At 59.8% G+C, this 22,850-nt stretch carries 26 protein-coding genes; 6 read left to right on the top strand and 20 right to left on the bottom strand.

The window, feature by feature from the left end:
- Positions 1-3: 3 nt before the first annotated feature.
- Positions 4-303, bottom strand: coding sequence for a NifU family protein (locus WOC76_RS22950; protein ID WP_341103119.1), 300 nt, complete (start codon positions 301-303; stop codon positions 4-6).
- Between the two features lie 65 nt (positions 304-368).
- Positions 369-689: an iron-sulfur cluster assembly accessory protein gene (locus tag WOC76_RS22945; protein WP_341103118.1), complete on the bottom strand. Its 321-nt coding sequence runs from the start codon at positions 687-689 to the stop codon at positions 369-371.
- 270 nt (positions 690-959) lie between these two features.
- On the opposite strand from WOC76_RS22945, the gene WOC76_RS22940 reads away from it, so the two are divergent.
- Positions 960-1,550 (top strand): hypothetical protein, encoded by a 591-nt coding sequence (locus WOC76_RS22940; protein WP_341103116.1) that lies wholly within the window; start codon positions 960-962, stop codon positions 1,548-1,550.
- Between the two features lie 197 nt (positions 1,551-1,747).
- On the opposite strand, the gene WOC76_RS22935 is transcribed toward WOC76_RS22940, so the two are convergent.
- Positions 1,748-2,203: a Rieske (2Fe-2S) protein gene (locus WOC76_RS22935; RefSeq protein WP_341103115.1), complete on the bottom strand. Its 456-nt coding sequence runs from the start codon at positions 2,201-2,203 to the stop codon at positions 1,748-1,750.
- On the bottom strand, positions 2,200-3,807 hold the full coding sequence (locus WOC76_RS22930) for a flavin monoamine oxidase family protein (RefSeq protein WP_341103113.1): 1,608 nt from the start codon (positions 3,805-3,807) through the stop codon (positions 2,200-2,202). The genes WOC76_RS22935 and WOC76_RS22930 overlap by 4 nt, the downstream gene beginning before the upstream one ends.
- A 145-nt stretch (positions 3,808-3,952) precedes the next feature.
- On the opposite strand from WOC76_RS22930, the gene WOC76_RS22925 reads away from it, so the two are divergent.
- Genes WOC76_RS22925 through WOC76_RS22910 form a run of 4 tightly spaced genes read left to right on the top strand, consistent with a single transcriptional unit; the run spans position 3,953 to position 5,906 of the window.
- On the top strand, positions 3,953-4,408 hold the full coding sequence (locus tag WOC76_RS22925) for a hypothetical protein (protein WP_341103111.1): 456 nt from the start codon (positions 3,953-3,955) through the stop codon (positions 4,406-4,408).
- A 51-nt stretch (positions 4,409-4,459) separates the two neighbouring features.
- Positions 4,460-5,317, top strand: a complete 858-nt coding sequence (locus tag WOC76_RS22920) for a sulfurtransferase (protein ID WP_341103109.1) — start codon at positions 4,460-4,462, stop codon at positions 5,315-5,317.
- Between the two features lie 17 nt (positions 5,318-5,334).
- A complete protein-coding gene (locus WOC76_RS22915) occupies positions 5,335-5,589 on the top strand; it encodes a hypothetical protein (protein WP_341103107.1) in 255 nt (84 codons plus the stop codon).
- A gap of 2 nt (positions 5,590-5,591) precedes the next feature.
- Positions 5,592-5,906: a hypothetical protein gene (locus tag WOC76_RS22910; RefSeq protein WP_341103105.1), complete on the top strand. Its 315-nt coding sequence runs from the start codon at positions 5,592-5,594 to the stop codon at positions 5,904-5,906.
- Between the two features lie 223 nt (positions 5,907-6,129).
- Here WOC76_RS22910 and fdxB read toward each other — a convergent pair whose 3' ends face one another.
- From fdxB to nifH, 9 genes are all read right to left on the bottom strand, one after another.
- Entirely contained in the window at positions 6,130-6,426 is a 297-nt protein-coding gene (gene fdxB, locus WOC76_RS22905) for a ferredoxin III, nif-specific (protein WP_341103103.1), read from the bottom strand.
- Between the two features lie 22 nt (positions 6,427-6,448).
- Positions 6,449-6,649, bottom strand: coding sequence for a CCE_0567 family metalloprotein (locus WOC76_RS22900; protein WP_341103101.1), 201 nt, complete (start codon positions 6,647-6,649; stop codon positions 6,449-6,451).
- 8 nt (positions 6,650-6,657) lie between these two features.
- Complete coding sequence (locus WOC76_RS22895) at positions 6,658-7,128, bottom strand: NifX-associated nitrogen fixation protein (RefSeq protein WP_341103099.1); 471 nt, start codon at positions 7,126-7,128, stop codon at positions 6,658-6,660.
- 9 nt (positions 7,129-7,137) lie between these two features.
- Positions 7,138-7,533 (bottom strand): nitrogen fixation protein NifX, encoded by a 396-nt coding sequence (nifX, locus tag WOC76_RS22890; protein ID WP_341103098.1) that lies wholly within the window; start codon positions 7,531-7,533, stop codon positions 7,138-7,140.
- A gap of 18 nt (positions 7,534-7,551) precedes the next feature.
- Positions 7,552-8,928 carry a nitrogenase iron-molybdenum cofactor biosynthesis protein NifN gene (gene nifN / locus WOC76_RS22885; protein WP_341103096.1) on the bottom strand — a complete coding sequence of 459 codons (1,377 nt, stop codon included), beginning with the start codon at positions 8,926-8,928 and terminating at the stop codon, positions 7,552-7,554.
- Between the two features lie 4 nt (positions 8,929-8,932).
- A complete protein-coding gene (gene nifE, locus WOC76_RS22880) occupies positions 8,933-10,603 on the bottom strand; it encodes a nitrogenase iron-molybdenum cofactor biosynthesis protein NifE (RefSeq protein ID WP_341103095.1) in 1,671 nt (556 codons plus the stop codon).
- Positions 10,604-10,683: 80 nt separating this feature from the next.
- A complete protein-coding gene (gene nifK / locus WOC76_RS22875; protein WP_341103093.1) occupies positions 10,684-12,243 on the bottom strand; it encodes a nitrogenase molybdenum-iron protein subunit beta in 1,560 nt (519 codons plus the stop codon).
- A gap of 69 nt (positions 12,244-12,312) precedes the next feature.
- Complete coding sequence (nifD, locus tag WOC76_RS22870) at positions 12,313-13,815, bottom strand: nitrogenase molybdenum-iron protein alpha chain (protein WP_341103091.1); 1,503 nt, start codon at positions 13,813-13,815, stop codon at positions 12,313-12,315.
- Positions 13,816-13,892: 77 nt separating this feature from the next.
- Positions 13,893-14,780, bottom strand: coding sequence for a nitrogenase iron protein (gene nifH, locus WOC76_RS22865; protein ID WP_341103089.1), 888 nt, complete (start codon positions 14,778-14,780; stop codon positions 13,893-13,895).
- A 485-nt stretch (positions 14,781-15,265) separates the two neighbouring features.
- Between nifH and ygfZ the strand changes: the two genes are divergently transcribed.
- A complete protein-coding gene (gene ygfZ / locus WOC76_RS22860) occupies positions 15,266-16,102 on the top strand; it encodes a CAF17-like 4Fe-4S cluster assembly/insertion protein YgfZ (protein ID WP_341431612.1) in 837 nt (278 codons plus the stop codon).
- Between the two features lie 46 nt (positions 16,103-16,148).
- Here ygfZ and WOC76_RS22855 read toward each other — a convergent pair whose 3' ends face one another.
- The 7 genes from WOC76_RS22855 to sufD form a co-directional block, all read right to left on the bottom strand.
- A complete protein-coding gene (locus WOC76_RS22855) occupies positions 16,149-16,907 on the bottom strand; it encodes a 4Fe4S-binding leucine-rich repeat protein (RefSeq protein WP_341103085.1) in 759 nt (252 codons plus the stop codon).
- Positions 16,897-17,430 carry a tetratricopeptide repeat protein gene (locus WOC76_RS22850; RefSeq protein ID WP_341103083.1) on the bottom strand — a complete coding sequence of 178 codons (534 nt, stop codon included), beginning with the start codon at positions 17,428-17,430 and terminating at the stop codon, positions 16,897-16,899. Before WOC76_RS22850 ends, WOC76_RS22855 begins: the two co-directional genes overlap by 11 nt.
- Positions 17,431-17,441: 11 nt before the next feature.
- A complete protein-coding gene (locus WOC76_RS22845) occupies positions 17,442-17,780 on the bottom strand; it encodes a HesB/IscA family protein (RefSeq protein ID WP_341103081.1) in 339 nt (112 codons plus the stop codon).
- Positions 17,781-17,791: 11 nt separating this feature from the next.
- Positions 17,792-18,016, bottom strand: a complete 225-nt coding sequence (locus WOC76_RS22840) for a 4Fe-4S binding protein (RefSeq protein WP_341103079.1) — start codon at positions 18,014-18,016, stop codon at positions 17,792-17,794.
- Positions 18,017-18,068: 52 nt separating this feature from the next.
- Positions 18,069-19,580, bottom strand: coding sequence for a nitrogenase cofactor biosynthesis protein NifB (gene nifB, locus WOC76_RS22835; RefSeq protein WP_341103593.1), 1,512 nt, complete (start codon positions 19,578-19,580; stop codon positions 18,069-18,071).
- A gap of 700 nt (positions 19,581-20,280) precedes the next feature.
- Entirely contained in the window at positions 20,281-21,525 is a 1,245-nt protein-coding gene (locus tag WOC76_RS22830; protein ID WP_341103077.1) for a cysteine desulfurase, read from the bottom strand.
- On the bottom strand, positions 21,522-22,850 hold the full coding sequence (gene sufD, locus WOC76_RS22825) for a Fe-S cluster assembly protein SufD (protein WP_341103076.1): 1,329 nt from the start codon (positions 22,848-22,850) through the stop codon (positions 21,522-21,524). The genes WOC76_RS22830 and sufD overlap by 4 nt, the downstream gene beginning before the upstream one ends.

Raw genomic sequence — 22,850 nt, 5'->3', positions numbered from 1 at the left:
CGCTCAATGACGCGCCGCAGCGCCCGGCACTGGCACCAACCGCACGAATTCGCCAAGCTTTTCGACCAGCTTAGCCTGTATGCCTTCGAGCGTCGCGCTGCTCAGCTTGCAGAGCACGCAGGCGCCGGTCAACCGCACCATGATTTTGTTGCCGCAGATCTCGATCAGCTCGCAATCGCCGCCATCGCGGCGCAGATTGGGACGGATTTCGTCGATCACGGCGCGAATAATCTGCTCGCGCTCTGGCGACGCAGCCGCTTCGGGCTGACCGACTGTTTCGATCGTCTGGGCGTCTTGCGACATCGCTTAGTCCTTCCGCTGCGCTGTCCCGCGGACGCGCTTTCATGAATGGTGGAGTCGATTTCAAATCATCCGAAGGATTTGCCACAGGAGCAGCTCGATTGAGCGTTCGGATTGTCGAAGGTGAAACCGGAGCCCTGCACCGCAACGACATAGTCGATGGTCGTGCCGGTCAAAAGCTCATGGCTGGTGTTGTCGATGAACACCTTGATCCCGCCGCGCTCAATCACCGTGTCGTCGGGATTGGCTTCGCGGACAAGCCCCATTTTGTACTGATATCCGGCGCAACCGCCGGCCTCCACCATGATCCTCAGCCCGTCGACGGGATCGGCGGCGCCGGAAATGGCGGCCTGCACTGCGTTTAGGGCGCTGTCTGTAAGGTTGATCATGTCCCTCTTCCAGTGTCGAAATGCGGCCTGCGCCTCTCGAAGCAATTCATGTGCCGCGACAATTGCGCTTTGATCAGCCGGGGAATCTCGGAATTTCGACCAGTTTTGTCTTGTTTCGTACATTCGCCATCCGCGCCCTGTCTAACTTCCATCGCAGCCGTTCGCTCGGTCGACGCTTCGACGCTCCGGCGACGTTTTTGCATAAGGCGTGGGGTGACGAAAATCCCCCGCATAGATGCGGCGAACGGATTGCAAAGCGGAGAACTGTCGATGACTCAAATTGAGAAGACTGCCCTTGCTCGGCTGGATCGGGAGGGCCGCCTGCTCAACGCAGTGCTTAAAGGGCCAACCGGCCAGCCGGGGCGTTTCGGATTTCGGGGCGACATCGCGCTCAAATTTCAGGCGCAGGTGGCCGACGAGAAGCGGCCGCCGGATTTTTCCATCGAACAGGTTCTGACCTTCGCGAAGGAAGGTGAAGCGACGATCCCAATCCTTGCCGGCTATTTGCATAATTTCGCCTATCTTGAAACGGCGCATGAAGTGATCGGCGACCTCCTCTCGCCGACAGGCGCTTACTTCATGTTCTGCAACAATATCGACCTCCTCTCGAAATTCCGTGTCAAGCTCGGCGATATCACTTACAACATATTGCCCTGCGATGAGTCGACGGTGTGGAAGGAGATGATGGATCTCGCCATGGTCGACAAGAACGACATCAAGAAGCTCGACACCGGCGGCAAGCTCGAGGTGCTGCTCGATGCGGCGCTGAACTTGAACGATGCTTACGAGGTCATCGCCTATCAACAGGGCGTCGACCGCATGGAGCCGGTCAAGAATCGCAACGAAAACCGCCCGGTTTGAGGCGGTCGCGCCGTGAGGCCCGAGGGCGGTCGATCGTGCCGGCGCCGACCGCCTCGTGCTTCTATCCCTGGCGCTAGAGGATTCATTCGAAATCCAGCGCGGTTCTGGTGGGGAGACTCGGACAAGCTGGGTCGACCCCACCCGATGCAGCGACTTCGGCCCAGCTTTCCCACGGGAGGAGGCCGATCACGTCCGCGTCATTCGCCAGCGCATTCGCCTTCCTCTGCATCTTCGTCGAGATCCTCCGCCAGCGTCACGCCGACGACGCAGATGTCATTATCGACCACTGCGAGATCGACAGGAGTCAGCCCACGCCCTTTGCACGGGCCCTCGACGCACATCCCGGTGCCGAGTTCGAACAGGGATCCGTGCTTGCCGCACATCAAGCGCAGGCCGTAATTGGGTTCGAGGAAGGTATTGCGCTCCCAATCCAGGTTGACGCCGTCATGTGGGCATTTGTTCACATAGCCGAAAACTTGCTTGCCCCAGCGCACGACGACAATCGGAAACGGTTTCTCTTCGCCGTTGTCGAGCCGGACGAGATTGAAGCCCCGCGCCTTTTGGCTGGGAATATCGCTCATCGCGCAAATAGCATAGACGATGACTTCCGGCGCCGCATCATCCTGCGTGACCGTTGTTCCCTGCTCGTTCATCCCTTCGTCTCCCGCCTCGGCGCTTCGCGTCGCTTCGCCAGAAGCAGTCCATTCGCCGCGAGCGAAAATTCCCGCCAGGCCGCGGCGATGTCCTGCATGATCACCCGAATGTAGTCCTGCGACAATTTATGTTCGCCCGGAAAGTTGGAAAGGGCGCAGGACGTCTGGTTGAAGGCGACCACTTCGTCCATGACCGACTGAAGAAAGTCGCCAAAGGGTTTTTGGATGTGCGGCGTCAGCGCGGCGCGGCCGCATTCGACCGCAACGTCGTCCATCTCGAAGGGGAGCGTCGCCAACCGGCGTAGCGCCTGTTGGAACACCTCCTCTATCGCCCCAAGCACGGCGACCTGCGTGAGATTATCGCGCTGCTGCGACGCGAGGGCGCGGTTGAGCCGCCGCCGATAATTTTCGAACGTCTCGTTGGAGCGGGCGTCCACCCAAGCGGAGAACCGCGCCAGACTCGCCTCATTCACCGACATATTGTCGAAAACGGCGTCGCCGGAGGCCGTCTTCTTCGCCTCGAGCGCCACCAAGGCGCGTTCGATGCGTCGCGCGGCGTCCAAAGCGCCTTCCAGATAACCGGCGTTGCGCGCCGCGGTCTCGGAGCCGCCAAGATATAGCTTTTTATCCCACAGCGCTTGACGCAACAAGGGATTCGCCACGTCGCCCGACCCGTCGCCGCTGTGCTGCGTCCGATCCGCCGCACTGCAGGTTAGTCGCTCCTTCGCCCAGTCTTGATAGTCAATCTGCAGGGGTTCGACATTGCGCCCGAACACATTGCAGATTTGACTCTCAAGCAACATCGGCAGACCCACCCCGAAGGCCTCGCGCAAGTCGGCGTCCAGGGCGAGAAAGCCCCCGAGCGCATGAAGACCCGCCGTCATGTCGCAGGCGTCGAAGATTTCACCGATTACGGCTTGCTCATGAGTGACGAAAGCGGAACCGGAGAGGCTCTGCTCGCGCCAAAAGGCCTCGCGATATTCCAACGCCACCTTCGCCTGCGCCGCCATCCACGTCTCGGCGCCGAGCATGGCTTGATCCATCGCCTCGTCCAAAGGCGGCGTGAAGCTCACGGTTTCGCGCAACAAGCGCGGCGGCAGCGCCAGAACGACGTGGCGAGCCGCAATCTCCATCGGCTCTACGCCGGTCTTGAAAGCGAGCGCCACATGGTCGCCACAATCGCGCAGGCCCGCCAGCTCGTGACCGAGACGCACGGCGTCCGCCGGCAACGCGTTGGCCAAAGCCCTCGCCAAGATCGCCATCCCGCCGTGCAAACGCCGTGCGTCGTCATAGAGGCGCTTGTCTTCGATGCGTTTGGCGCTTTTTTCGGCCTCGCGCAAATGCAGCACGGCGCCTTCGTCATGCTGCGCGAAGTCCGGCAGCGCCAGTTCTTTGACGAGTTGCATGATCAACGGCTGCGTTTTCGGCCAAAACCAGGTCGGACCGAGGTCCAAGCCGCCCCCGCCCCCGCGCGCCATCGTCAAAATGCGCCCGCCGAGGCGGTCGCGCGCCTCGAAGATCGCCACCTCTCGACCGCGCTGGTGGAGCTTTCGCGCCAGCGCCAAACCGCATAGACCGCCGCCGATGATCGCCACGTCAAACATGTTGCGTCGTCCGCTCCCTGTTCAACGTTGCGGGTAGCAATTACTGTGCAAGATTCTTCCCGCTACGCGATCTTTCCGAAACAATCCGGCGTCATGGCACGAAAATTGAACTTCCGGCTGGAGTGGCACAGCTAAGGAGTCGAAGATGAATGTAGCCAGTGAATTCGCCAATTGCTCGCCGGACGAGTTGAAAGAGTTGCTGAGCGGCGGCACGTTGACCGTTTATTCCGTGGCGCGCCCGGCGACCGCGGACATAGCGGTCGACCGCAGCGGCGTGCTCGCGACCTTCACCTTCGCCTCACCGGCGTTTGGTCCTTCCAGCGAGGGGGCCGAGGCTCCCTGCTTCGCCGCCAATCCCGTCGCAGCGAGTACGACCGGCACGCCCGGCTTCGCGCGCGCGCGCAAGGCGGACGGCACGGTGGTCGCGGATTTTTCCGCCGGCAGCGGCGATCGCGAAATCAAATTTGCCGAAGTCTCCTGCTCGCCCGGCGCCCCGGTGAAAGTGGTCAAATTCACGATCAAGCACGGCGATTGGCCGGAGCGGCCCGATTATTACGGCACGCGTCCGCGCTCCGGCTATCCGCTTCCCGTCGCCCCGTGACGTAAACCGACGCGCGACGTTTGTGAACTTGCAGACAAAGAGGTCCGACCGATGGCTGAAACCCTGACTGGGGCGCTCGTCAGCGCGGCATGGCTCGCTGAGCATCTAAGCGACGGCGAGATTCGCATTCTCGATTGCACCTGGCACCATCCCAGCACCAATCTCGACGGCCGCAATCAATATCGCGGCCGTCATTTGCCGGGCTCCGTGCATTTTGACGTCGACCACATAGCGGATCCGAACTCCGATCTGCCCCACATGCTGCCAAATGAAGCAGACTTTGCTAAAAAAGTCGGGCTGCTCGGTGTCGGAGACGGCGATCGCGTGATCGTCTGCGACCGGCTCTTCGGCGCTTCGGCGGCGGCGCGCGTATGGTGGATGTTCCGCGTCTTCGGCCATGACAACGTCGCAATGCTCGACGGCGGCTTCAACCAATGGGTCGCCGCCAAGCGCCCGACCGAAATGTCGCCGGTGCGTCCGCAACCCAAGACCTTCACGCCGAAGTTCAGGCCAGAACTTGTCCGCGGCTTCGACGAAATGAAAAGCAATGTTACGAAGGGCGGCGAGCAGATCGTCGATGCGCGCGGGCCGGGCAAATTCGACGGCTCGCAAGCCGACGTCTTCCCGTTCAAGAAACTGGGCCATATCAAGGGCGCTGTGAACGTGCCCTGGGCTGATTTGGTCGATCCACAGACCGGCGTGTTCCTCGACGCCGCGGCGTTGCGCGCGCGTTTCGAAGCCGCTGGCGTCGACCTCGCCAAGCCGATCGTGACCACCTGCGCTTCGGGCGTGACGTCTTGCATGGATGCGCTCGCGCTTTATCTCCTGGGTCGAGCCGATATCGCGGTCTACGACGGATCATGGGCGGAATGGGAACGCGCCGAAGAAGCGGCAGCGGCGGCGGCGTAAAAGAAGGAATGTAGCGCGTGTGCGATCTCAGCGACCATCAGCTCGAAACGGGGGAAGAATATACTCTGTCCACTACGCCGGATCGCACGCGCTTCACCCTCCACAACAAAGCCGAGGGCATGATCGCAGAACTGCGTGACGACGACGCCACGCGGTTTCGCCAGGACTACGATGAACTGAAGACCCAGTTCCCCGATTGGAATGCTGATCAGCTGCTCGCCCAACTCTGGGATCAGGGCGGCTACGGCTGGCTCGCGCAACAGGAAGACTAACGATGACGACTCTCGTGAAGATCACTGAGGACGGACGAAAACTCGAAGTGAAAGGCTTTGCGCTCTATCTCGACGGTGTTCTCGAAGCTGTCGATCTCACCGAGGTGAAGATGCACCCCGCGAAGCGAAAAATCTGGTCGATCATGCCGGACGCCACCCATGTCGCCGGCCGCGTTGCGCTGAATGCGGAAGAGACCGAGATCGTCAAGAAGGCGCTCAAGGAAGCCGAGGCGATGATGCTGGCTAATCCGATCGCAATCGCCGAGCGTTTCCGCATCGCCGCCATGTGGAAGGCGCGCGAGCAAGGGATCGAATGACATTTTTTGGGAAGGATGATGGACGCTAGGAAACAAACGCTCGGACCCTTGGATGTCCCCTTGTCATAGGCCGCATGCTTCTGGTCAACGGACGTCGTATTTGAGCCGTCGGTTCCAATGCGCCGCCGCTACACCACCCGCCTGCGCTGATAAGCCTCCATGCGCCCGGCCGGGTCGTCAGACGGAAAATTGCGGCGCGCTTCGACACGCGCCGCTTCGTCACTCAGACCAGTTCCACTGTCGCGTCGTGCGTCTGGCAATTGGTTGGGCAGACGCGTGCGCACGCCCCGCAGCCGATGCAGGCGCCGATATCATTCATGACCATGATCTTCTTTTCGACTTCATCGTCCTCGTCGTCATCGAGAGCAACGAGCTCGCCATCCTCGTTCAGGCCCTTCAACGTCATGACGTCGCGACCGCACACCTTGAAGCAGCGTCCGCATCCGATACATTTCTGGGGATCGATTGCAACAAGGTATTCGGGACGCCAGTCGCGCCCGTCGCGCGTCGCTTGAGACATGGCCGCAGACTTTCCTTTTGAGTTAAACGGCTTCGAGGGATTTCAGCGTCGCACGCTTGTTCTCTAGCTCCGCAAAAGCCTCATGCGCCCTTTGCGCAACCGCAGGGATGCTGGTCCAATTGATCGGCAACTCTTCCGAAAGATCGTGCAAATCCATTTTAGCTTGCATGGCCTTGGCCGAGAGCTTCTTGATTTCCGCCTTCAGATCGTCGATCTCGCTCATTGCTCGCCTCAGTATTTCGCAACGTCGGGGAATTTCGCGATCATCGCGACGCCGGACTGAACATATTTGTCGCCTTCCGCTGCGAGCTTCTCGAAACTGTCGAAGCCGAATCGATGCACGTCGCGCAGCTGCTTGTTGACGACAATCAAGCGTCCGCCGATCAGCACCATGCGGCCGAAACCCTCATGGCTCATCTTCAGCATGGGCGAGATCATGACCCCGGTGGCGCGTTCGATGGAGAGCGCGACGGCATTGAAGAAGAGATCCATGCGCCAGATCGTCTCGGGGTCGGGATCGCCAATGATCGGCAGCGCGCGGCGCGCCTCTTTGTCGAGGACATAGGGCGCCAAGAGATCGAGGTCTGACTTCGTCTCCCATGTCCCATGCGTGTCTTGAGCGCGCCAGATTTTGATGAGCTCCTTCATGAACGGCAGCTCGGCGACCGAAGCTTTCTCCAGCACGTTGGCAGGTTCAGACATGTATATTCCTCACTCTTCAAAATCGAGCACGCGCTCTTTCCCCTTGGTCAGGGCTTTGCGCAGCCACGGCGGCGGCACGCCTCTCAGCACTTCCTGGAGCTTGTCAAGAAGATCCGAGATCGCTTCCGGCTGATTGACCTTCATTGGATGGATGTTGCTGGCGACGACGCGCGCCGCACCCGACCCGCCGATCGCGGCGACGTAAAGAATGGCGCAATCCTTGATCGCGTCGATCTTCGGCGCGAGCTTGTCTTCATTTCCATCTTCCTTGAGATCGCCGTCGAATTGGATCGCCTCGACGAATTGGTGACCCTCGGGGTCAATCTCATAGATCGCGATGTTCTTGGCCCAGCCGAAATGCGCGTCGACGCGTTTCAAATCCTGAGTTGCGAATGCGACTTTCATGGCGCCTCCGTTTTGTCCCTAATGCGCGGCTGTTGCGTGGCACGAGCTGAAGCCCTCAAGCCAAGTCTCGGGTGTGGGTTCGTGGTTTTCTTCGTGATCGGCCATCAACAGATTGCTGATGTTGAAGATCAGATCGCGAGCGCCGCGATAGCCGACCATCAGTTGATGCCCGCCGCCGAGGCGGTCGAACATTGGAATGCCCATGCGAAAGAAGGGTATCTTCAAGCGAGAGGCCGCTTGCCTTCCGTGCGAATGGGTGACCATCAGATCGCAATCCTTGGCCTTAGCCAGATTCTCGAGATCTTCAAGATCTCCGATCAGCACCTCTTCGGTCGGCAGTCGTTCGAGCACCGGCGATTGCGTGGTCGTTACGGCGACCAAGAGCTGCGCGCCCATTTCGGCCAGCAGGCCGCCGACCTCATTGAGCAGGTCCGGTTCGGCGCCGACCGCGAGCTTGCGCCCGCCGATGTGGAAATGACCATCCAGCATCGCGTCGACGAGCTGGCCCCGCTGGCGGCGATATTTCATTGGGGCGGGGCGGCCGCTGATTTCAGTCAGGAACGCCATCAGCGCATCATTGGCTTCGAGCCCGCACAGCCTCTCGAACAGCATAAACGGCGCGCCGGTCTTTTGTTGCATGGCCTCCGCGGCGCGTCGCATTTGCGCCCCGATCGCGATCGTCCAGCCGGCCTGACCCATAATCGAAATTTCTTCGACGCCGACTCCCCCAATCGTCGTCGGCGTGAAATCCTCTGGGATGTGGCCGTCGAGCGATCCGGCGAGATCCGGCAGAAACGTCGGCTCCAAGCCAAAATCCTCAATGATCGTCCGCAACTCGTCCAAATCGCCAGGCGTCAGATGGCAACCGGGCAGCACGTTTACTTTGGTGGGATCCCGTCGCGCGGGGCTTTTTGGCGCGTCGACCATCGTTTCGACGATGCGCGTCACGGTCTTTTCCCAGCCGTCCTGAAAGGCGTCCTTAAAGTCAGGCGTCGACACATAGACGATCGGTAGATTCGCCACCGCCGCGTGCTTCTCGCGGATGAGCTTGATGTAGCCCTCCACGTCGTCGCCCTTGGTTTCGGTGACCCCCGTCGAGCAAATGCCAATGATCTCCGGCTTAGCGCGGTTATATATGTTGAGCACCGCCTGCTCGACGTTTTCATAGCCGCCGAGCACCGTCGCGACTTCACTCATCGCCGTTGTCTGCATGGGAATAGCTTCTTTGAAGTGCCGAGTGAACAGCACCAGGCCGAAAGACGTGCACCCCTGCGAGCCATGCAGCAGCGGCATGGCCCCGCGTAGCCCCATGAAGGCGAGCGCGCCGCCGATCGGCTGGCTCATCTTCAGCGGATTGACCGAGCAGGCCTTCTTACTGACGGTGACGGTCGCCATTGTCCTACTCCGCCGCGATCGCGTGAGACGCCGAAGCCAATTCCGCAAGGACTTCCTCGATTCGCACGGCGCAGGCGCCGCAGCCGCCCGAGGCGTTGGTCGCTTCGCGCACGCCCTCGACCGTCGTGAGGTTGTTCGCGGTGATCGCATCCTCGATCACGCCGAGTTCGACGCTCTTGCAATTGCAGATCTTTTTCGCGCGGCGAACCTGTTCGGCCTTCACCGGATCGGCGGCGAGCGCCGCCGCCTCGGCTTCCGCCTGCGCCATCGCGCGAGTTTGCCAATTGTCGCCAGATTTTTCCCAAGGCGCCGGCTTGCGGATCTGCGCCCAGACCGGATTGTAAAGCGCCTTGTCGATCTCTTCAACGAGCTTCACCATGCCGACGTAACCCATATAGGCGTGATGCCGCTCCTGGTTGATGTCGAGCCAGGGCATCGAGGCCTTCAGCGCGATGAATTGCGAGCGGCCGCCCGAGAGCATGATGTCGGCGCGCGCGTCCTTCAGCATCTTATACATTTCACGCGGGGTCATGTCCTCGATCATATGGGCGTCCTGGCCCATCAATTCCTTGATGCGCTCCTTGTCCTCTTTGGTGGATTTCTTCACCGAAGTGCCGACGAGCTCGAGTCCCGCCTCCTGCAAGGCGGCGACGACCGACCAGGATTTGACGCCGCCCGTGATCAGCAACACCTTCTTGCCCTTGAAGCGCGGCTTGTATTTGGCGATCGCCGCCCAGGCCTTGGCTTCCTCCCGCGCGATCAACGCCTCCGTTCTGTCCATCAATTCTTCCGGGGCGCCACGTTCAATCAGCATGCGCGCAATCTCGCGCAGCGAGTCGCTACTGTCCTCTATGCCGTAGAAGGAGCCCTCAAAGAAGGGGATGCCATAGCGTTCCTCCATCTTCCGGGCGACATTGATCATCGCCTTGGAGCAGACCATCATCGCGGCCTTGGCCCGATGCGAGGAGGCGACTTCCCTATATTTGCCGTCGCCAGAGATGCAGGCCATGATGCGAATGCCGAGCTCGTCGAGCAGCGGCTTCACCTGCCACAACTCGCCGGAGAGATTATATTCCCCGATGATGTTGAGGTCATAAGGCGTCGTATATTCCGGCTCTTCGGTGCCGATCACATGCTGCAGCAGCGCCTCGCCAGCCAGCTTATTGCCAAGATTCTTCGGACCGACAAAGCCCGGCGAGTTGATCGGAATCACCGGCTTGTTAAATTTTTCTCGCGCGGCTTTGCAGACGGCGTCAATGTCGTCGCCGATCATCGCGGGCACGCAGGTCTGATAGACGAAGACCGCCGGCGGATCGTATTTCTCGATGATCTCGCGGATGGACTTGAATAGTCGCTTCTCGCCGCCGAAGACTACATCCGTTTCGTTGATGTCGGTGGTGAAGCCGGTGCGCCACAAATTGGAGCCCGAGGACTTCGCGCCGCGATTGTCCCAGGAATTGCCCTCGCAGGCGATGGGTCCATGCACGAGATGCGCGACATCGGTCAAAGGCTGCAGCGCGATCTTGGCGCCGTCAAAGGCGCAACCGCCGGCCGCGCCGCCCGGCTGCAATTGCTTGGTGCAGCCCTTCTTGCGTTCGGCCTCGGATTTGTTCGCATTTTTGCCGCAGCCCGGCTCGTTGAAGACGTCCTGGATCGTGGCTGAAAGCGAACTCATGCCTCTTCCCCCTCGCGCTGACTTTTCATTGCAAGCAAGATGTGGACCGCTCCCGCAAAAAGCGCGGGAGCGGAATCGCCTTAGCGGATGATGTCGAAGCTGTAATCGCTCTTCGCCGGCACGTTGGTGGTCGCATCGATCGATTCAAAAATCCGATCGAGGATCCACACAAGAACGTTCAACCCGCCCTGATAGCCCCACACTGGATAGCGGTGGTGGTGGTGGCGATCGAAGATCGGGAAGCCGATCCGGATGAGCGGCGTGCCGGTGTCGCGTTCAAGATATTTCCCGTAGGTGTTACCAATCAGGAAATCCACCGGCTCGGTGAACAGCAGCGACCGCATGTGCCAGAGATCCTTGCCCGGATAGACGTGACAATTTTTGCCGAAGGGCGAGGAGTCGAGCAGCGCCTGCACCTTCTCCGCCCACGCCTTGCCGCCGTTCGTCGCGAGAATATGCGTCGGTTCGGCGCCAAGCTCCAGCAGGAAGCCGGCGAGACCCAGGCAGAGATCCGGATCGCCGTAGATCGCGAATTTCTTGCCGTGGATATGCGCAGCCGAATCGGCCATCGCATCAACGAGTCGACCACGCTCGCGCGCCAACTCCTCAGGAATAGGTTTACCGGTGATGCGCGACAACGCCATAAGGAAGTTGTCCGTCGCGGAGACGCCAACTGGATGATTGAAGGCGACAACTTCCTGGCCGTGCGCGGCGATCAGCGGCAGCGTCTTCTCGGTGCAATATTCCTGCATCGAGATCGTCGCCTTGGCGTTGATCGCATTTGCGGCCTCTTCCAGCGTCGTGCCGCCGTCATACATGCGGAACTCGCCGTCGGTCGGCGTGTCGAAGACTTCGCTATTGTCGGCCAGGATCGTGTAGTCGACGCCCATCAGCCCGAAAATGCGCTTAACTTCACGCATATTGCCGACTGTGTAGCCATCGAACCCGCCGATGAAGTTGACCTTGTCATTGGCTACGCGCTCGAGCTTGGGCGCAGTGCCGGCCTTGCCGTCCCAGAAATGCTCGATGATGCCCTTCAAGGCATTGTCGTAACCGGTGACATGGCTGCCAACAAAGGCAGGGGTGTGGGCGAACGGAACGTCGTATTCCGCCGGAACCGACCCTTTCTCTTTAGAGGTCTTGATGAAGGCGTTCAGATCGTCGCCGATGACTTCCGCCATGCAGGTGGTCGAGACGGCGATCATCTTTGGCTTGTACATGTTATAGGTGTTGGCCAGGCCGTCGATCATGTTGTTGAGGCCGCCGAACACCGCCGCGTCTTCCGTCATCGACGAGGACACGCAGGAGCTAGGCTCCTTGAAGTGTCTCGACAGATGGCTGCGGTAATAAGCGACGCAGCCCTGCGACCCGTGCACGAAAGGAATCGTTTGCTCAAAACCGACGGCGGCGAAGACCGCGCCGAGCGGCTGGCAGGCCTTGGCCGGGTTGACCGTCAACGCCTCGCGGGCGAAGTTCTTCTCGCGATATTCGGGGGTCTTGGCCCATTCCCGGATGCGTTCCACCTCAGCAGGATCGCGCGGGTTTTCAAACATCTTCTTCTTGTTCGCCAGCATCTGCTGGTACTCGGGACCTCTGAAGAGGTCGAAATGGTCTAGGACGTGTTCTGCGCTCTGTGGCATGGCTGAACCTTCGCGTCATGCGTTAGGGGGAGAGCCGGCGCGGCGTCAGCGACGCGCCGGGCCTAAGTTTTATTCCGCGGCTTGCAGCAGCGGCTGGGCCTCGGTCTTCCAAGGCGCCTTGGTCTTTTTCCAGACCGGCGAATTGATCGCCATGTCCATGTCGCGCGCGAAGATCGCGAAGCCGTCATAGCCATGATAGGGACCCGAATAATCCCAGCTGTGCATCTGGCGGAAAGGCACGCCCATCTTTTGGAAGACGTATTTTTCTTTGATGCCGGAGCCGACGAGATCGGGCTGGATCTTCTCGACGAATTTCTCGAATTCGTAACCGGTCACGTCGTCGTAGATTAGCGTGCCATCCTTCACATAATGCTGGGCGGTGCGCTGATAGTCGTCGTTATGGCCAAATTCGTAGCCCGTGCCGACGACTTCCATGCCGAGGTCTTCGTAAGCGCCGATCACGTGGCGCGGGCGCAGCCCGCCGACGAACAGCATCACCGTCTTGCCTTCGAGACGCGGACGGTATTTGGCGATCACCGCGTCCATTAAAGGCTGATATTTCTCGATGACCCGCTCGGCGCCTTCTTTGATCTTGTCGTCGAAATAGCTGGCGATCTTGCGCAGCGACTCGGCGATCTTGCTCGGGCCGAAGAAGTTATATTCACACCACGGAATGCCATACTTTTCTTCCATGTGGCGCGAAATATAATTCATCGAACGGTAGCAATGCAGCACGTTCAGCTTCGCCTTCGGCGTCGCTTCGAGTTCGGCGAGGCTGCCGTCGCCCGACCATTGCGCGATCACGCGCAGGCCCATCTCTTCGAGCAGGATGCGCGACGACCAGGCGTCGCCGCCGATGTTGTAGTCGCCGATGATGGCGACGTCATAGGGCGTCGGCTCGAAACGCGGCGTGGAGTCGGGCGTGATCTTGTCGAACACCCAGTCGCGGATCGCGTCGTTGGCGATGTGATGGCCGAGCGATTGAGAGACGCCGCGGAAGCCCTCACAACGCACCGGGACGATGGTCTTGCCCTCATATTCTTTCGACTTGGCCTTCGACACCGCTTCGATATCGTCGCCGATCAGGCCGATCGGGCATTCCGACTGAACAGTGATGCCATTGTTCAGGGGGAACAGTTCCTGGATCTCATCCATGATCTTCGCGAGCTTCTTGTCGCCGCCGAAGACGATGTCCTTTTCCTGGAAGTCGGAGGTGAACTGCATCGTGACGAAGGTGTCGATGCCAGTCGTGCCGATGTAATAGTTGCGGCGCGCCGCCCAGGAATATTGGCCGCAGCCGACCGGGCCGTGGCTGATGTGGATCATATCCTTGATCGGACCCCAAACGACGCCCTTGGAGCCGGCGTAAGCGCAGCCGCGAATGGTCATCACGCCGGGGATGGACTTGATGTTCGACTTCACGCCGCAATCCGGCTTACCCTCCTGATGCACGTTGAGGTGCTTGGCGCGGCGCTTGGCGGTCTTCTCGGGATAAACCTTGAGAACTTCCTCGATGAGTTCTTTATTGCGGGTCTTGATCTCCGCAACGCTTAGTGTGGGCGAAAGACTCATGTGATGGCTCCTTGATGTTTTCGGAATTTCGGCTCGGCCTCCCGCAGGCGGGAGGTCGACGTTCTTGCATTTAAGACTTACGCGATCGCCGAAAGCTCGGCGGCGGTCTTGCCAATCTGACTCTCGTCAACCGCCTTCATGATGCCGTGCTCCATCAACATGTCTTCGAGCTCGTCCATGGTGATTGGCGTCGGAATGATGCCCTTGCCCTGATTGGCGTGGATCCGGGTCGCCAGATTGCGGTAGTGGTTAGCCTGGGCCGAATCCGGCGCATATTCCAGCACCGTCATGCGGCGCAGCTCCGCGTGCTGAACGATATTGTCGCGCGGCACAAAATAAATGAGCTGCGTGCCAAGCTTCTTCGCCAGCGCTTCCGCGAGCTCCAGCTCCTTATCGGTCTGACGCTCGTTACAGACCAGCCCGCCCAGGCGCACGCCGCCCGAATTGGCGTATTTCAAAATGCCCTTGGAGATGTTATTGGCCGCATACATGGCCATCATCTCGCCGGACATCACGATGTAGATTTCCTGCGCCTTGTTCTCGCGGATCGGCATGGCGAAGCCGCCACAGACGACGTCGCCGAGCACGTCGTAGGACACATAGTCAATGTCCTCATATGCGCCGTTTTCCTCTAGGAAGTTGATCGAGGTGATGACGCCGCGGCCTGCGCAACCGACGCCCGGCTCCGGACCGCCCGACTCGACGCAACGAATGTCGCGATACCCAACCTTCATCACTTCTTCGATCTCAAGGTCCTCCACGCTGCCGGCATTCGCGGCGAGGCTCAGAATCGTGTCCTGCGCCTTGGCGTGCAGAATGAGGCGCGTCGAGTCGGCCTTCGGGTCGCAGCCGACGATTAGAATGCGATGACCCATTTCGGCCAACGCCGCGAGAGTATTCTGGGACGTCGTCGACTTGCCGATGCCCCCTTTGCCATAAAATGCGATTTGCCGTAATGACGACATGTCTGTCTCCTGTTGAGCCCTTAGCCTCTGTGGCAGCTCGCTCGCTGCGCATTGCGGTCGCTGCCGAGGTAGAGAAGGACTCCGCAGTAAGAGGTTCTCTTCGACGGCCCTCGATGCTGTCGCAGCCCATGGGCTCGCAATGTCCATGCCAGTGCCGGAGGGAATTTCTTGCAGAGATAAAAGCTCACATTTTCAACTATTTGTGTGACACCCGCCTCCCATTGCGGCAATGTCAAAAAGCTAACAACACCCGATGCGGGGCGACAATGTTATAGAGGTTTAGGGGGCATGAATTCGCACCAAAAGCATGGGCGACATTTGTCCAAATGACGAGCGTTTTCGGCCGCATCCCTATAGGGTTGCGGCCGCAGCGCAACTTCTCGCGTTCTGGCTTTCCGCCCCATATAAAACCATGGCAATATCCTTGCATCATTAAAAGGGTCTATCCAATTCCGGCTTACGATCGCGGTTTGGGGTAAGAAGCAATGTCAGCAGTCATCAGCTTGGAGGAGCGCGGCGTTGTCGAAATCTCCGGCGCCGACGCGACTAATTTCCTACATAATCTGGTCACCAACGACATCGCCAAACTCGCCCCGGGCGACGCCCGTTTTTGCGCGTTGTTGGCGCCGCAGGGCAAGATATTGATCGACTTCCTGGTCTTCGCGCAAGGCGAGGGCGAGACCCGCGGCTATTTGCTCGATTGCCCGAAGGAGCTGGAGCTGGATCTCCTGCGCCGTCTCGGCATGTATAAGTTGCGCGCGGCGGTGAGTTTCACATCCAAAAGCGACGAACTCGCCGCCTTCGCCGTACTCGGCGAGGCGCGTCCAAAAATTCCCGCGCTGGCGATCGCGCGGGACCCGCGCTCCGAGACGCTGGGCTGGAGGCTGATCGCGCCCCGCGGGACCAAGGCCGAGGACGCGCATGAAGACTATCAAGCGGCGCGCATCGCCGCCGGCGTGCCGCAAGGCGGAGTGGATTTTGTCTATGGCGACGCATTCCCCCACGAAGCCAACATGGATCTGCTCGCCGGCGTCGATTTCACCAAGGGATGCTACATCGGCCAGGAAGTCGTTGCGCGCACCAAGCATCGCAACCTCGCGCGAAAGCGCGTGACGCCTTACCATGTAGACGGCAAGGCTCCGGCGCCCGGTACAAAAGTGATAGCGGGCGAGATCGAGATCGGCGTTGCCGGTTCACACAGCGGCGATAGGGGCCTCGCGCTGATCCGGCTTGATCGGCTCGCCGACGCCCTCGCAGCCGGGACGCCCCCGACAGCGGGCGGCGCGCCGCTGCAGTTCGCCGTGGGGCGGCCCGCGAGTTGACGCCGAAAGCGGCGGCGCCAATGGCGCAGCGCGGGCGCCAGGCGGGTCATCCTATCGGGCCCTCGGCCGCGAGACGCTGGCGGGCGGCTTCCGCGACGAGCGGATCGCTGTCATGGATCAGATATCCGATTTCCTCCACGTTCAGTCTCGTCGCTACGTAATGGCGCAGTCGCCAATCTACGTCGTCTCTCAAATCCGACAACTGTTCCGGGGTCATTCTTTTCGCGGCTTCCAGACGCACATCAGCGCTTGAATCTCGACCCATTCTCCCCAGCCATTGGGCGTCGATACGCTGCGCAACGATCCGTCGCACCTCAACTTCCACATCGTCGAGCATCGCCACAAGCAACGCTGGCGCGACCTTGCGCGCAATCACAATGCGCACGTAATAGTCCTTGTCCTGCATCATCGGCACAAGATCCGGGTCGTCGAGAAGCGTTGCGATGCGTATCCTGACTTCGCGATGCGGGTCATTGCGTAATTCACGCTGATAGCGCGCCGGCAACCGCTGAACAGCTTCCCACCGCACCGTCTCGTCGGGATCCGACAGGAGCCGTGGTAAAAGAAAGGGATTGGCAAATTTCGCCGCGATGGCGCGCACTTCGAAATGCGGATGCGAAAGATAGCGGTCGGCGAGTTCAGGATGCCAATTGAAGAAACGATCGATTCGCCGCGCGTACCGATCATTTACGCAAGCCTTGCGCAATTCACAACGTCTCGCGGCGAGCAACTCTTGGTGCGCACAATCTGCACAATCGATGTCCCGCCCGCGCCAGTCACGCGCCTCGTCGATTTCATGCGTCATCGTCGAGCCCAATCCTGTCTAGGATGCCCTGCAAAACCTTCGCGCCAATCTTGTCGGTGGGGTCGAGTTCGAGAAGCTTGGCGATCGCGACGCGGCTTTCGTCGAGAGCGCCGAGGCGCATCTGCAAATAGGCGTAGCCCTTCAATGTGAAGAGGAAGAAGCGCGGCAACATCTCGTCATAGCGATCGAAAACGGCGTCCTGCGCGCAGGCCCGCCGCCAGTCTCGCGGCATATTGTTCTCGCGCGTCGCTTTTTCGAGACAGCGATTGGCGATCTCCAATGCCTCCCGCAATCTGCCTTTGTAAAAGTAAAAACGATAAAAGCCGATCAAAACGGCGGCATGATCAGGGGCCCATTGTTGGGCCTGGCGCAAATAGCGCTCCGCCGTTTCGGAATCGGCGTAGGTTTCGCTCGCGAGACCGAGAAATCTTTCGGCCTCCGGCGGCAGGCCCTCGCCAAGCAACGCTCCGGCGAGAAGTTCTTTCTCGTCGGAGCTCAGTATGGCTTGCTCGCCGGTCACCATTGGGCGCGCCCTTAGTGCATCTGCTCCACGACGGGCGCGCTAGCGCTCTTACAGGATCCGGTGTTTTTCGGATCGTGAAAGACGAGGCCGCCGCTCGTCGAGGAGTCGGCAAAATCAATCGTCACGCCGTCCAGCAGCAAGCGGCTTTCCGCCGGCAGATAAAATTTCACGCCAGCGACAAGGAATTCCTGATCGCCAGCGTGCGGCGCGGCTTCGACGTCGAATATCGCGCTGAGCCCCGAGCAACCGCCCGGGGACACCAGCAAGCGAAAGCCTCCGCCTGGATTGGCGCTAAACTGCACCATGCGCCGAATGAATTTTTGTGCGGCCGGCGTAAGCGTAAATTTCATTGCGAACCCCCTTAAGCCGGTGCCTGATAACGCGGATAGGCGTTGTCGATGACGCAGGTGTTGTCGACTGGACAGACGGCGGCGCATTGCGGCGCGTCAAAATGGCCGATGCACTCCGTGCATTTTTTTGGATCGATCACGAAAGTGCCCCCCTTTTCGTAGATCGCCACATTCGGGCATTCAGGCTCACAGGCCGAACAGCTCGTGCACTGCGAGGCGATGATTTTAAGCGCCATATCCTTTGCTCCTACGCTTTGATTTGGTGACGTAGAGTGTGGCAACGTCTGCTCAGGCCGCGTTGATGAGCGCGCCCTGCCTGATTTCCGCGTCGCCACGCTCCTGATGTTCGATCTCGCCGCTGTTCACTTTTTCGAGATAGGCCTTGAACCAGGCGATCGCCGACTTTTCGATGAACTCATGCGCAAATTGATCGACGGGTTCGATTCCGGCCTTCAGCAGGTCATTCTTCGGACAGCCGCCGATCTTCGCGACGAACACCGCATGGCAGTCGTTGATCGCGCGGATCACCGTCTCGAGACTGTCTTCGTCGCCATATCCGCCCTGACAGTAGAGATCGACGCGGCGATGGCCGACGAATTTGGCGCCCGAGGTCGAGAGTTCGTAGACCTGGAACTCTTTGGCGTGGCCGAAATGTTCGTTGATCAGACCCGAGCCCTTGGTCGCCACGGCGATCAGCAATTTGATGTCGCTCGCGGTGCCGGCCAGAGTCGCCAGTTCTTCCTGCTTCGCGGCGACCTTGGCGACGCGCTCTTCTTCGACTTTCTCCTGATAGGCCTTGCGGGATTCGAGATCGTAATCGACCTCCATCGCCATGATCTTTTCCGTGGTGAACTCAGCGCTGCGATCCTCACCGAGCAGGCCAACCGCGTCGGCGCGGCACTGTCGGCAATGGCGCATCATGTTCATTTCGCCTTCGCAACTATCCTGTAGCGCCTTCAGCTCTTGCGCCGAGGGACCGCGTTGGCCGTTAAGGCCGAACACCGTGCCGTGCTCCGGCGCCGAAATAAGCGGCATGATGTTGTGGAGGAACGCGCCGCGGGATTTGACCGCCTTATTCACCTCGACAAGGTGTTCGTCGTTAATTCCGGGGATCATCACCGAATTCACTTTGCACAGAATGCCGCGCTCGGTGAGCATTTCGAGCCCCTGCAGCTGACGGTCAGTCAGGAGCTTCGCCGCCTCGACGCCGGTGTAGCGCTTATGCTTCCAGAACACCCAGGGATAAATCTTCGCGCCGACTTCCGGGTCGACCATATTGATCGTGATCGTGACGTGATCGACGTTGTAGCCGGCGATCGTATCAACGTGATCCGGCAAAGCGAGACCGTTAGTTGACAAGCAGAGCTTGATATCCGGCGCGGTGCGTGAGATCAGATCGAAGGTTTTGAAAGTTTTTTCCGGATTAGCGAGCGGATCGCCCGGGCCGGCGATGCCCAGGACCGTCATTTGCGGAATGGTGGAGGCGACGGCCAAAACTTTCTTCGCGGCCTGCTCCGGGGTCAGCTTCTCGCTGACGACGCCGGGACGCGACTCATTCGCGCAATCATATTTTCGGTTGCAATAGTTACATTGGATGTTACAGGCGGGCGCGACGGCGACGTGCATGCGCGCATAGTGATGGTGCGCCTCTTCGCTGTAGCAAGGATGGTTCTTGACCTTCTCCCAGATCTCCGTCGGCAGGTCGCCCTGCCCGGCGCCCGAACCGCAGCTCGCCTTGCCGCTGCCGCCTGACGTGCCGCAGCCCTTGTGCTCGGCGATCTTCTGCATCACGTCATCCATCGCGATCGCCGCGTTCACCCCTTCAACTGCACCGGCCGTTCCAACATCCAAAGACGCCATGGCTTGTTTCCTTCTGCGCTGCAAAGTCGCCTACGCCGGCTCTCGGCTGAGACGGACCGATGCATCAGTTTGCCGCAGGGATCGCAACAACCATGCCAGCGCCTCTACTGCGAAAAAGCTCGATAAATCAAAGCAGTGTCGAGAACCAACAATGTCAATATTCAAACATGTCTCTACATTACGCGCGGTAAAGCTTGTTACAAATTCAACATCTCACTCAGAGTCGAGAATTAGGCGACAATTTCGTTGGCCATGGCCGGCGGCGGTCTTCAAACCAGGCTTGGGGGGCCGTGCGTTTGTGTCGCGGCCAGCGTGGTAGTCTAACCGCGCGTCAAGAACAGTTGGAGTTTCATTGGATCAATGGCAATGATTCCCGTCAGTATGGCCTGGATTTCGGCGTATGGATCCGAAAGGTGGACGCGCCTGAGCTGACCCCCGATGAGCTGGTGTGGAGTCCTGTGAAGCGCACCGGCGGCGCCAGAGCGCCGCGCCGCGAGGGCGGGCGATTGATCGACAAGATCTGCGCGCAATTGGCCCAGATCAAGAAAGCCGCCCGGGCTTGTCGGTTCAGTCTTCATAGTGCCGTGTGTCGCCTACGTTACCGATCGATCGCGTGGGCGATCGGGCGGAGCTCACGGGCCTACGCGAAGAGCTGACGCGCTTTCCATATCGACTGAACGAACTGGTCGACTTCGTCCTTTGTGTTATAAAGCCCGAACGAGGCCCGGCAGGCGGCGGTGACGCCGAAGCGATTCAACAACGGCATAGCGCAGTGGGTTCCCGCCCGGATGGCGATTCCAGAGCGATCGATGATGGTGGCGATATCGTGGGGATGCGCGCCGTCCATCGTAAAGGAAACAATGGCGCCCTTCTCTTCCGCCGCGCCTAAAATTCGCATTGAATCTATCTCGCGCAATCGCTCCGTCGCATATTCGAGCAATTCGCGTTCATGCGCCCGAATACGGGACTTGCCGATCGAATTGATGTAGTCAACCGCGGCGCCAAGCCCAATCGCCTGAACGATCGCTGGGGTGCCGGCTTCGAAGCGGTGCGGCGGATCTCCGTAGGTAACACCCTCTTCCCGCACCTCCCGAATCATCTCGCCGCCGCCGTTAAACGGACTCATCGCAGCCAAATGCTCGTATTTTCCATATAAAACGCCAATCCCCGTAGGTCCATAGAGCTTATGCCCCGTGACGACGTAGAAATCGCAGTCGAGATCCACAACGTCCACATCGAGGTGAACGGCGGCCTGGGAGCCATCTATAAGAACCGGAATCCCCCGCGCATGAGCGAGGCCCACAATTTCCTTAATTGGCGCCACCGTGCCTAGCACGTTGGACATGTGTGTCACGGCTACGATCTTTGTCCGTTCGGTCAAAAGCTTTTCAAATTCATCCAGAAGAAAATTTCCTTCGTCATCGACCTTCGCCCATTTGATGACCGCCCCATTGCGCTCGCGCAGGAAATGCCACGGCACAATGTTGGCGTGGTGTTCCATGATCGATACGACGATTTCGTCGCCGGCGCTGATCCTGTCGCGCGCGAAAGATTGCGCGACCAGGTTTATCGCCTCCGTCGCGCCTCTCGTAAAAACGATCTCTTCCGAACGCTCTGCGTTGAGAAAATTGCGTAGCTTTTCCCGGGCGCCCTCATATTGCTCCGTCGCGGCATTGGCGAGGAAGTGAAGTCCACGATGAACGTTCGCATATTCGCCGGCATAGGCGTGCTGAATGCGATCGAGAACCGCTTGAGGCTTTTGCGCCGACGCCGCATTGTCCAGATAGACGAGCGGGAGGCCGTGAATTCTTACGTCCAAGATCGGGAAGTCGCGACGCAACCGCGCAACGTCATATGTTGTATCGTTCACTAGCTGTGGGATCATTTTCGCACTCTCAGTCGCTCGGAAACGAGGGCGGATAGAGCCTCGCGAAGGCTGCGATTTTCCACGGCGTCGATCACTTCCCCAACGAAAGCTTCGGTCAGCAGCGCTTCGGCTTCCGCTTGGCAAATCCCGCGCGCCATCAGATAGAAAACCAAGTTTTCGTCCAGCGCGCCGACCGTCGAACCATGCGCGCATTGCACGTCGTCGGCGAAGATTTCCAGCTCCGGTTTGCAATTGGCCTGCGCGCCTTCCGACAGCAACAGCGCGCGAGCCATCATGCGCGCATCGGTCTTTTGCGCGCCGGGCCGAACCAGGATCTTGCCCTGAAACACCGCCTGCGACGCATCGTCCAGCACCGATTTAAACAGCGCCTTGCTCTCCGAACGTTCCGCCGCATGTTCGAGGAACAAAGTCGCGTCGGCATGTTCCTTGTGCTTCAAAATATTGGCGCCGCGCACGCCGGCATGGGCCCCCTGCCCGTTCAGGCTGACAAAGGACTGGTTGCGCAACACGGCTCCGCCGAGATTAAGCCCGAGGTCGCTCAGCTGGGCGTTGGGAGCGAGTGAGGCGACGAAGGTCGCGACGTGCATCGCGGCGTCGCCTTCGCAGCTGATCTTGAGTCGGTCCAGCGACGCGCCCTCTTCCAGCACGACTTCTGTCGCGGCGTTTACGTGATATTCCTGTGTCGTAGCGCCCTCGAAGCTTTCGATCAGCGTCGCCCGCGCGCCGTTTTCGACGACGACGAGCGAGCGCAGGAAATAAGTCGCCGGCTGCGCGCCCGCCACGAAGACCAATTGTATCGGTCGCTCCACGCATACGCCGGCGCCGACACGGATGACGACGCCTTCGCCCATGAAAGCCGTGTTGAGTGCGAAAGCGGGATCGTCAACCTGGCCAACTTTCCCGAGCTGCGCGATCGTCGCGGCGTCGCCCTTGGCCAAGGCCTCGGACAGCGACATCACGCTCAACCCTTTTTCCAAATCGCCGAGATCGGAAAGTTTCGGATCAAAATAGCCGCCGACGAAGACGATGCGCCGAGCGTTGACGCCTGCAAGAACCGCCGCATTCCGCAGGTTTTGCTTGACGCTTTCTTCCGGCGGCGCGGCCAAGGGCTTCACATCGCGCAGCAGGGCGCGCAAATCCGTGTATTTCCATGCCTCATCATGTCGGTTGGGGAGGCCCGTCTTCGAAAAGGCGCTGAAGGCGGCGGTCCGCAGCTTGGCAAGTTGCGGCGCGCCGGCGCTTCGTTGCGAGGCGAAGATTTCCGCCAGGCGAGCCTCGGCCTCGGTGAGTTTGCGCGCGGGAGCGCTCGGTGCGTTGCTCAT

This window comes from Methylocystis sp. IM3, from assembly GCF_038070105.1.
Taxonomy (GTDB): domain Bacteria; phylum Pseudomonadota; class Alphaproteobacteria; order Rhizobiales; family Beijerinckiaceae; genus Methylocystis.
This window is presented reverse-complemented; position numbering and strand designations above follow the sequence as displayed.

Excerpts from the sequence above, each read along its gene's own strand:
- WOC76_RS22845 (WP_341103081.1), bottom strand. The coding sequence starts at position 17,780 with ATGAAATTTACGCTTACGCCGGCCGCACAAAAATTCATTCGGCGCATG.
- ygfZ (WP_341431612.1), top strand. The coding sequence starts at position 15,266 with ATGTCAGCAGTCATCAGCTTGGAGGAGCGCGGCGTTGTCGAAATCTCC.
- WOC76_RS22935 (WP_341103115.1), bottom strand. The coding sequence starts at position 2,203 with ATGAACGAGCAGGGAACAACGGTCACGCAGGATGATGCGGCGCCGGAA.
- WOC76_RS22840 (WP_341103079.1), bottom strand. The coding sequence starts at position 18,016 with ATGGCGCTTAAAATCATCGCCTCGCAGTGCACGAGCTGTTCGGCCTGT.
- WOC76_RS22945 (WP_341103118.1), bottom strand. The coding sequence starts at position 689 with ATGATCAACCTTACAGACAGCGCCCTAAACGCAGTGCAGGCCGCCATT.
- sufD (WP_341103076.1), bottom strand. The coding sequence starts at position 22,850 with ATGAGCAACGCACCGAGCGCTCCCGCGCGCAAACTCACCGAGGCCGAG.
- WOC76_RS22930 (WP_341103113.1), bottom strand. The coding sequence starts at position 3,807 with ATGTTTGACGTGGCGATCATCGGCGGCGGTCTATGCGGTTTGGCGCTG.
- nifK (WP_341103093.1), bottom strand. The coding sequence starts at position 12,243 with ATGCCACAGAGCGCAGAACACGTCCTAGACCATTTCGACCTCTTCAGA.
- nifX (WP_341103098.1), bottom strand. The coding sequence starts at position 7,533 with ATGAAAGTCGCATTCGCAACTCAGGATTTGAAACGCGTCGACGCGCAT.
- nifE (WP_341103095.1), bottom strand. The coding sequence starts at position 10,603 with ATGAGTTCGCTTTCAGCCACGATCCAGGACGTCTTCAACGAGCCGGGC.
- nifD (WP_341103091.1), bottom strand. The coding sequence starts at position 13,815 with ATGAGTCTTTCGCCCACACTAAGCGTTGCGGAGATCAAGACCCGCAAT.
- nifB (WP_341103593.1), bottom strand. The coding sequence starts at position 19,580 with ATGGATGACGTGATGCAGAAGATCGCCGAGCACAAGGGCTGCGGCACG.
- WOC76_RS22910 (WP_341103105.1), top strand. The coding sequence starts at position 5,592 with ATGACGACTCTCGTGAAGATCACTGAGGACGGACGAAAACTCGAAGTG.
- fdxB (WP_341103103.1), bottom strand. The coding sequence starts at position 6,426 with ATGTCTCAAGCGACGCGCGACGGGCGCGACTGGCGTCCCGAATACCTT.
- WOC76_RS22830 (WP_341103077.1), bottom strand. The coding sequence starts at position 21,525 with ATGATCCCACAGCTAGTGAACGATACAACATATGACGTTGCGCGGTTG.
- WOC76_RS22920 (WP_341103109.1), top strand. The coding sequence starts at position 4,460 with ATGGCTGAAACCCTGACTGGGGCGCTCGTCAGCGCGGCATGGCTCGCT.
- WOC76_RS22850 (WP_341103083.1), bottom strand. The coding sequence starts at position 17,430 with ATGGTGACCGGCGAGCAAGCCATACTGAGCTCCGACGAGAAAGAACTT.
- WOC76_RS22940 (WP_341103116.1), top strand. The coding sequence starts at position 960 with ATGACTCAAATTGAGAAGACTGCCCTTGCTCGGCTGGATCGGGAGGGC.
- WOC76_RS22950 (WP_341103119.1), bottom strand. The coding sequence starts at position 303 with ATGTCGCAAGACGCCCAGACGATCGAAACAGTCGGTCAGCCCGAAGCG.
- WOC76_RS22855 (WP_341103085.1), bottom strand. The coding sequence starts at position 16,907 with ATGACGCATGAAATCGACGAGGCGCGTGACTGGCGCGGGCGGGACATC.
- nifH (WP_341103089.1), bottom strand. The coding sequence starts at position 14,780 with ATGTCGTCATTACGGCAAATCGCATTTTATGGCAAAGGGGGCATCGGC.
- nifN (WP_341103096.1), bottom strand. The coding sequence starts at position 8,928 with ATGGCGACCGTCACCGTCAGTAAGAAGGCCTGCTCGGTCAATCCGCTG.
- WOC76_RS22895 (WP_341103099.1), bottom strand. The coding sequence starts at position 7,128 with ATGTCTGAACCTGCCAACGTGCTGGAGAAAGCTTCGGTCGCCGAGCTG.
- WOC76_RS22900 (WP_341103101.1), bottom strand. The coding sequence starts at position 6,649 with ATGAGCGAGATCGACGATCTGAAGGCGGAAATCAAGAAGCTCTCGGCC.
- WOC76_RS22925 (WP_341103111.1), top strand. The coding sequence starts at position 3,953 with ATGAATGTAGCCAGTGAATTCGCCAATTGCTCGCCGGACGAGTTGAAA.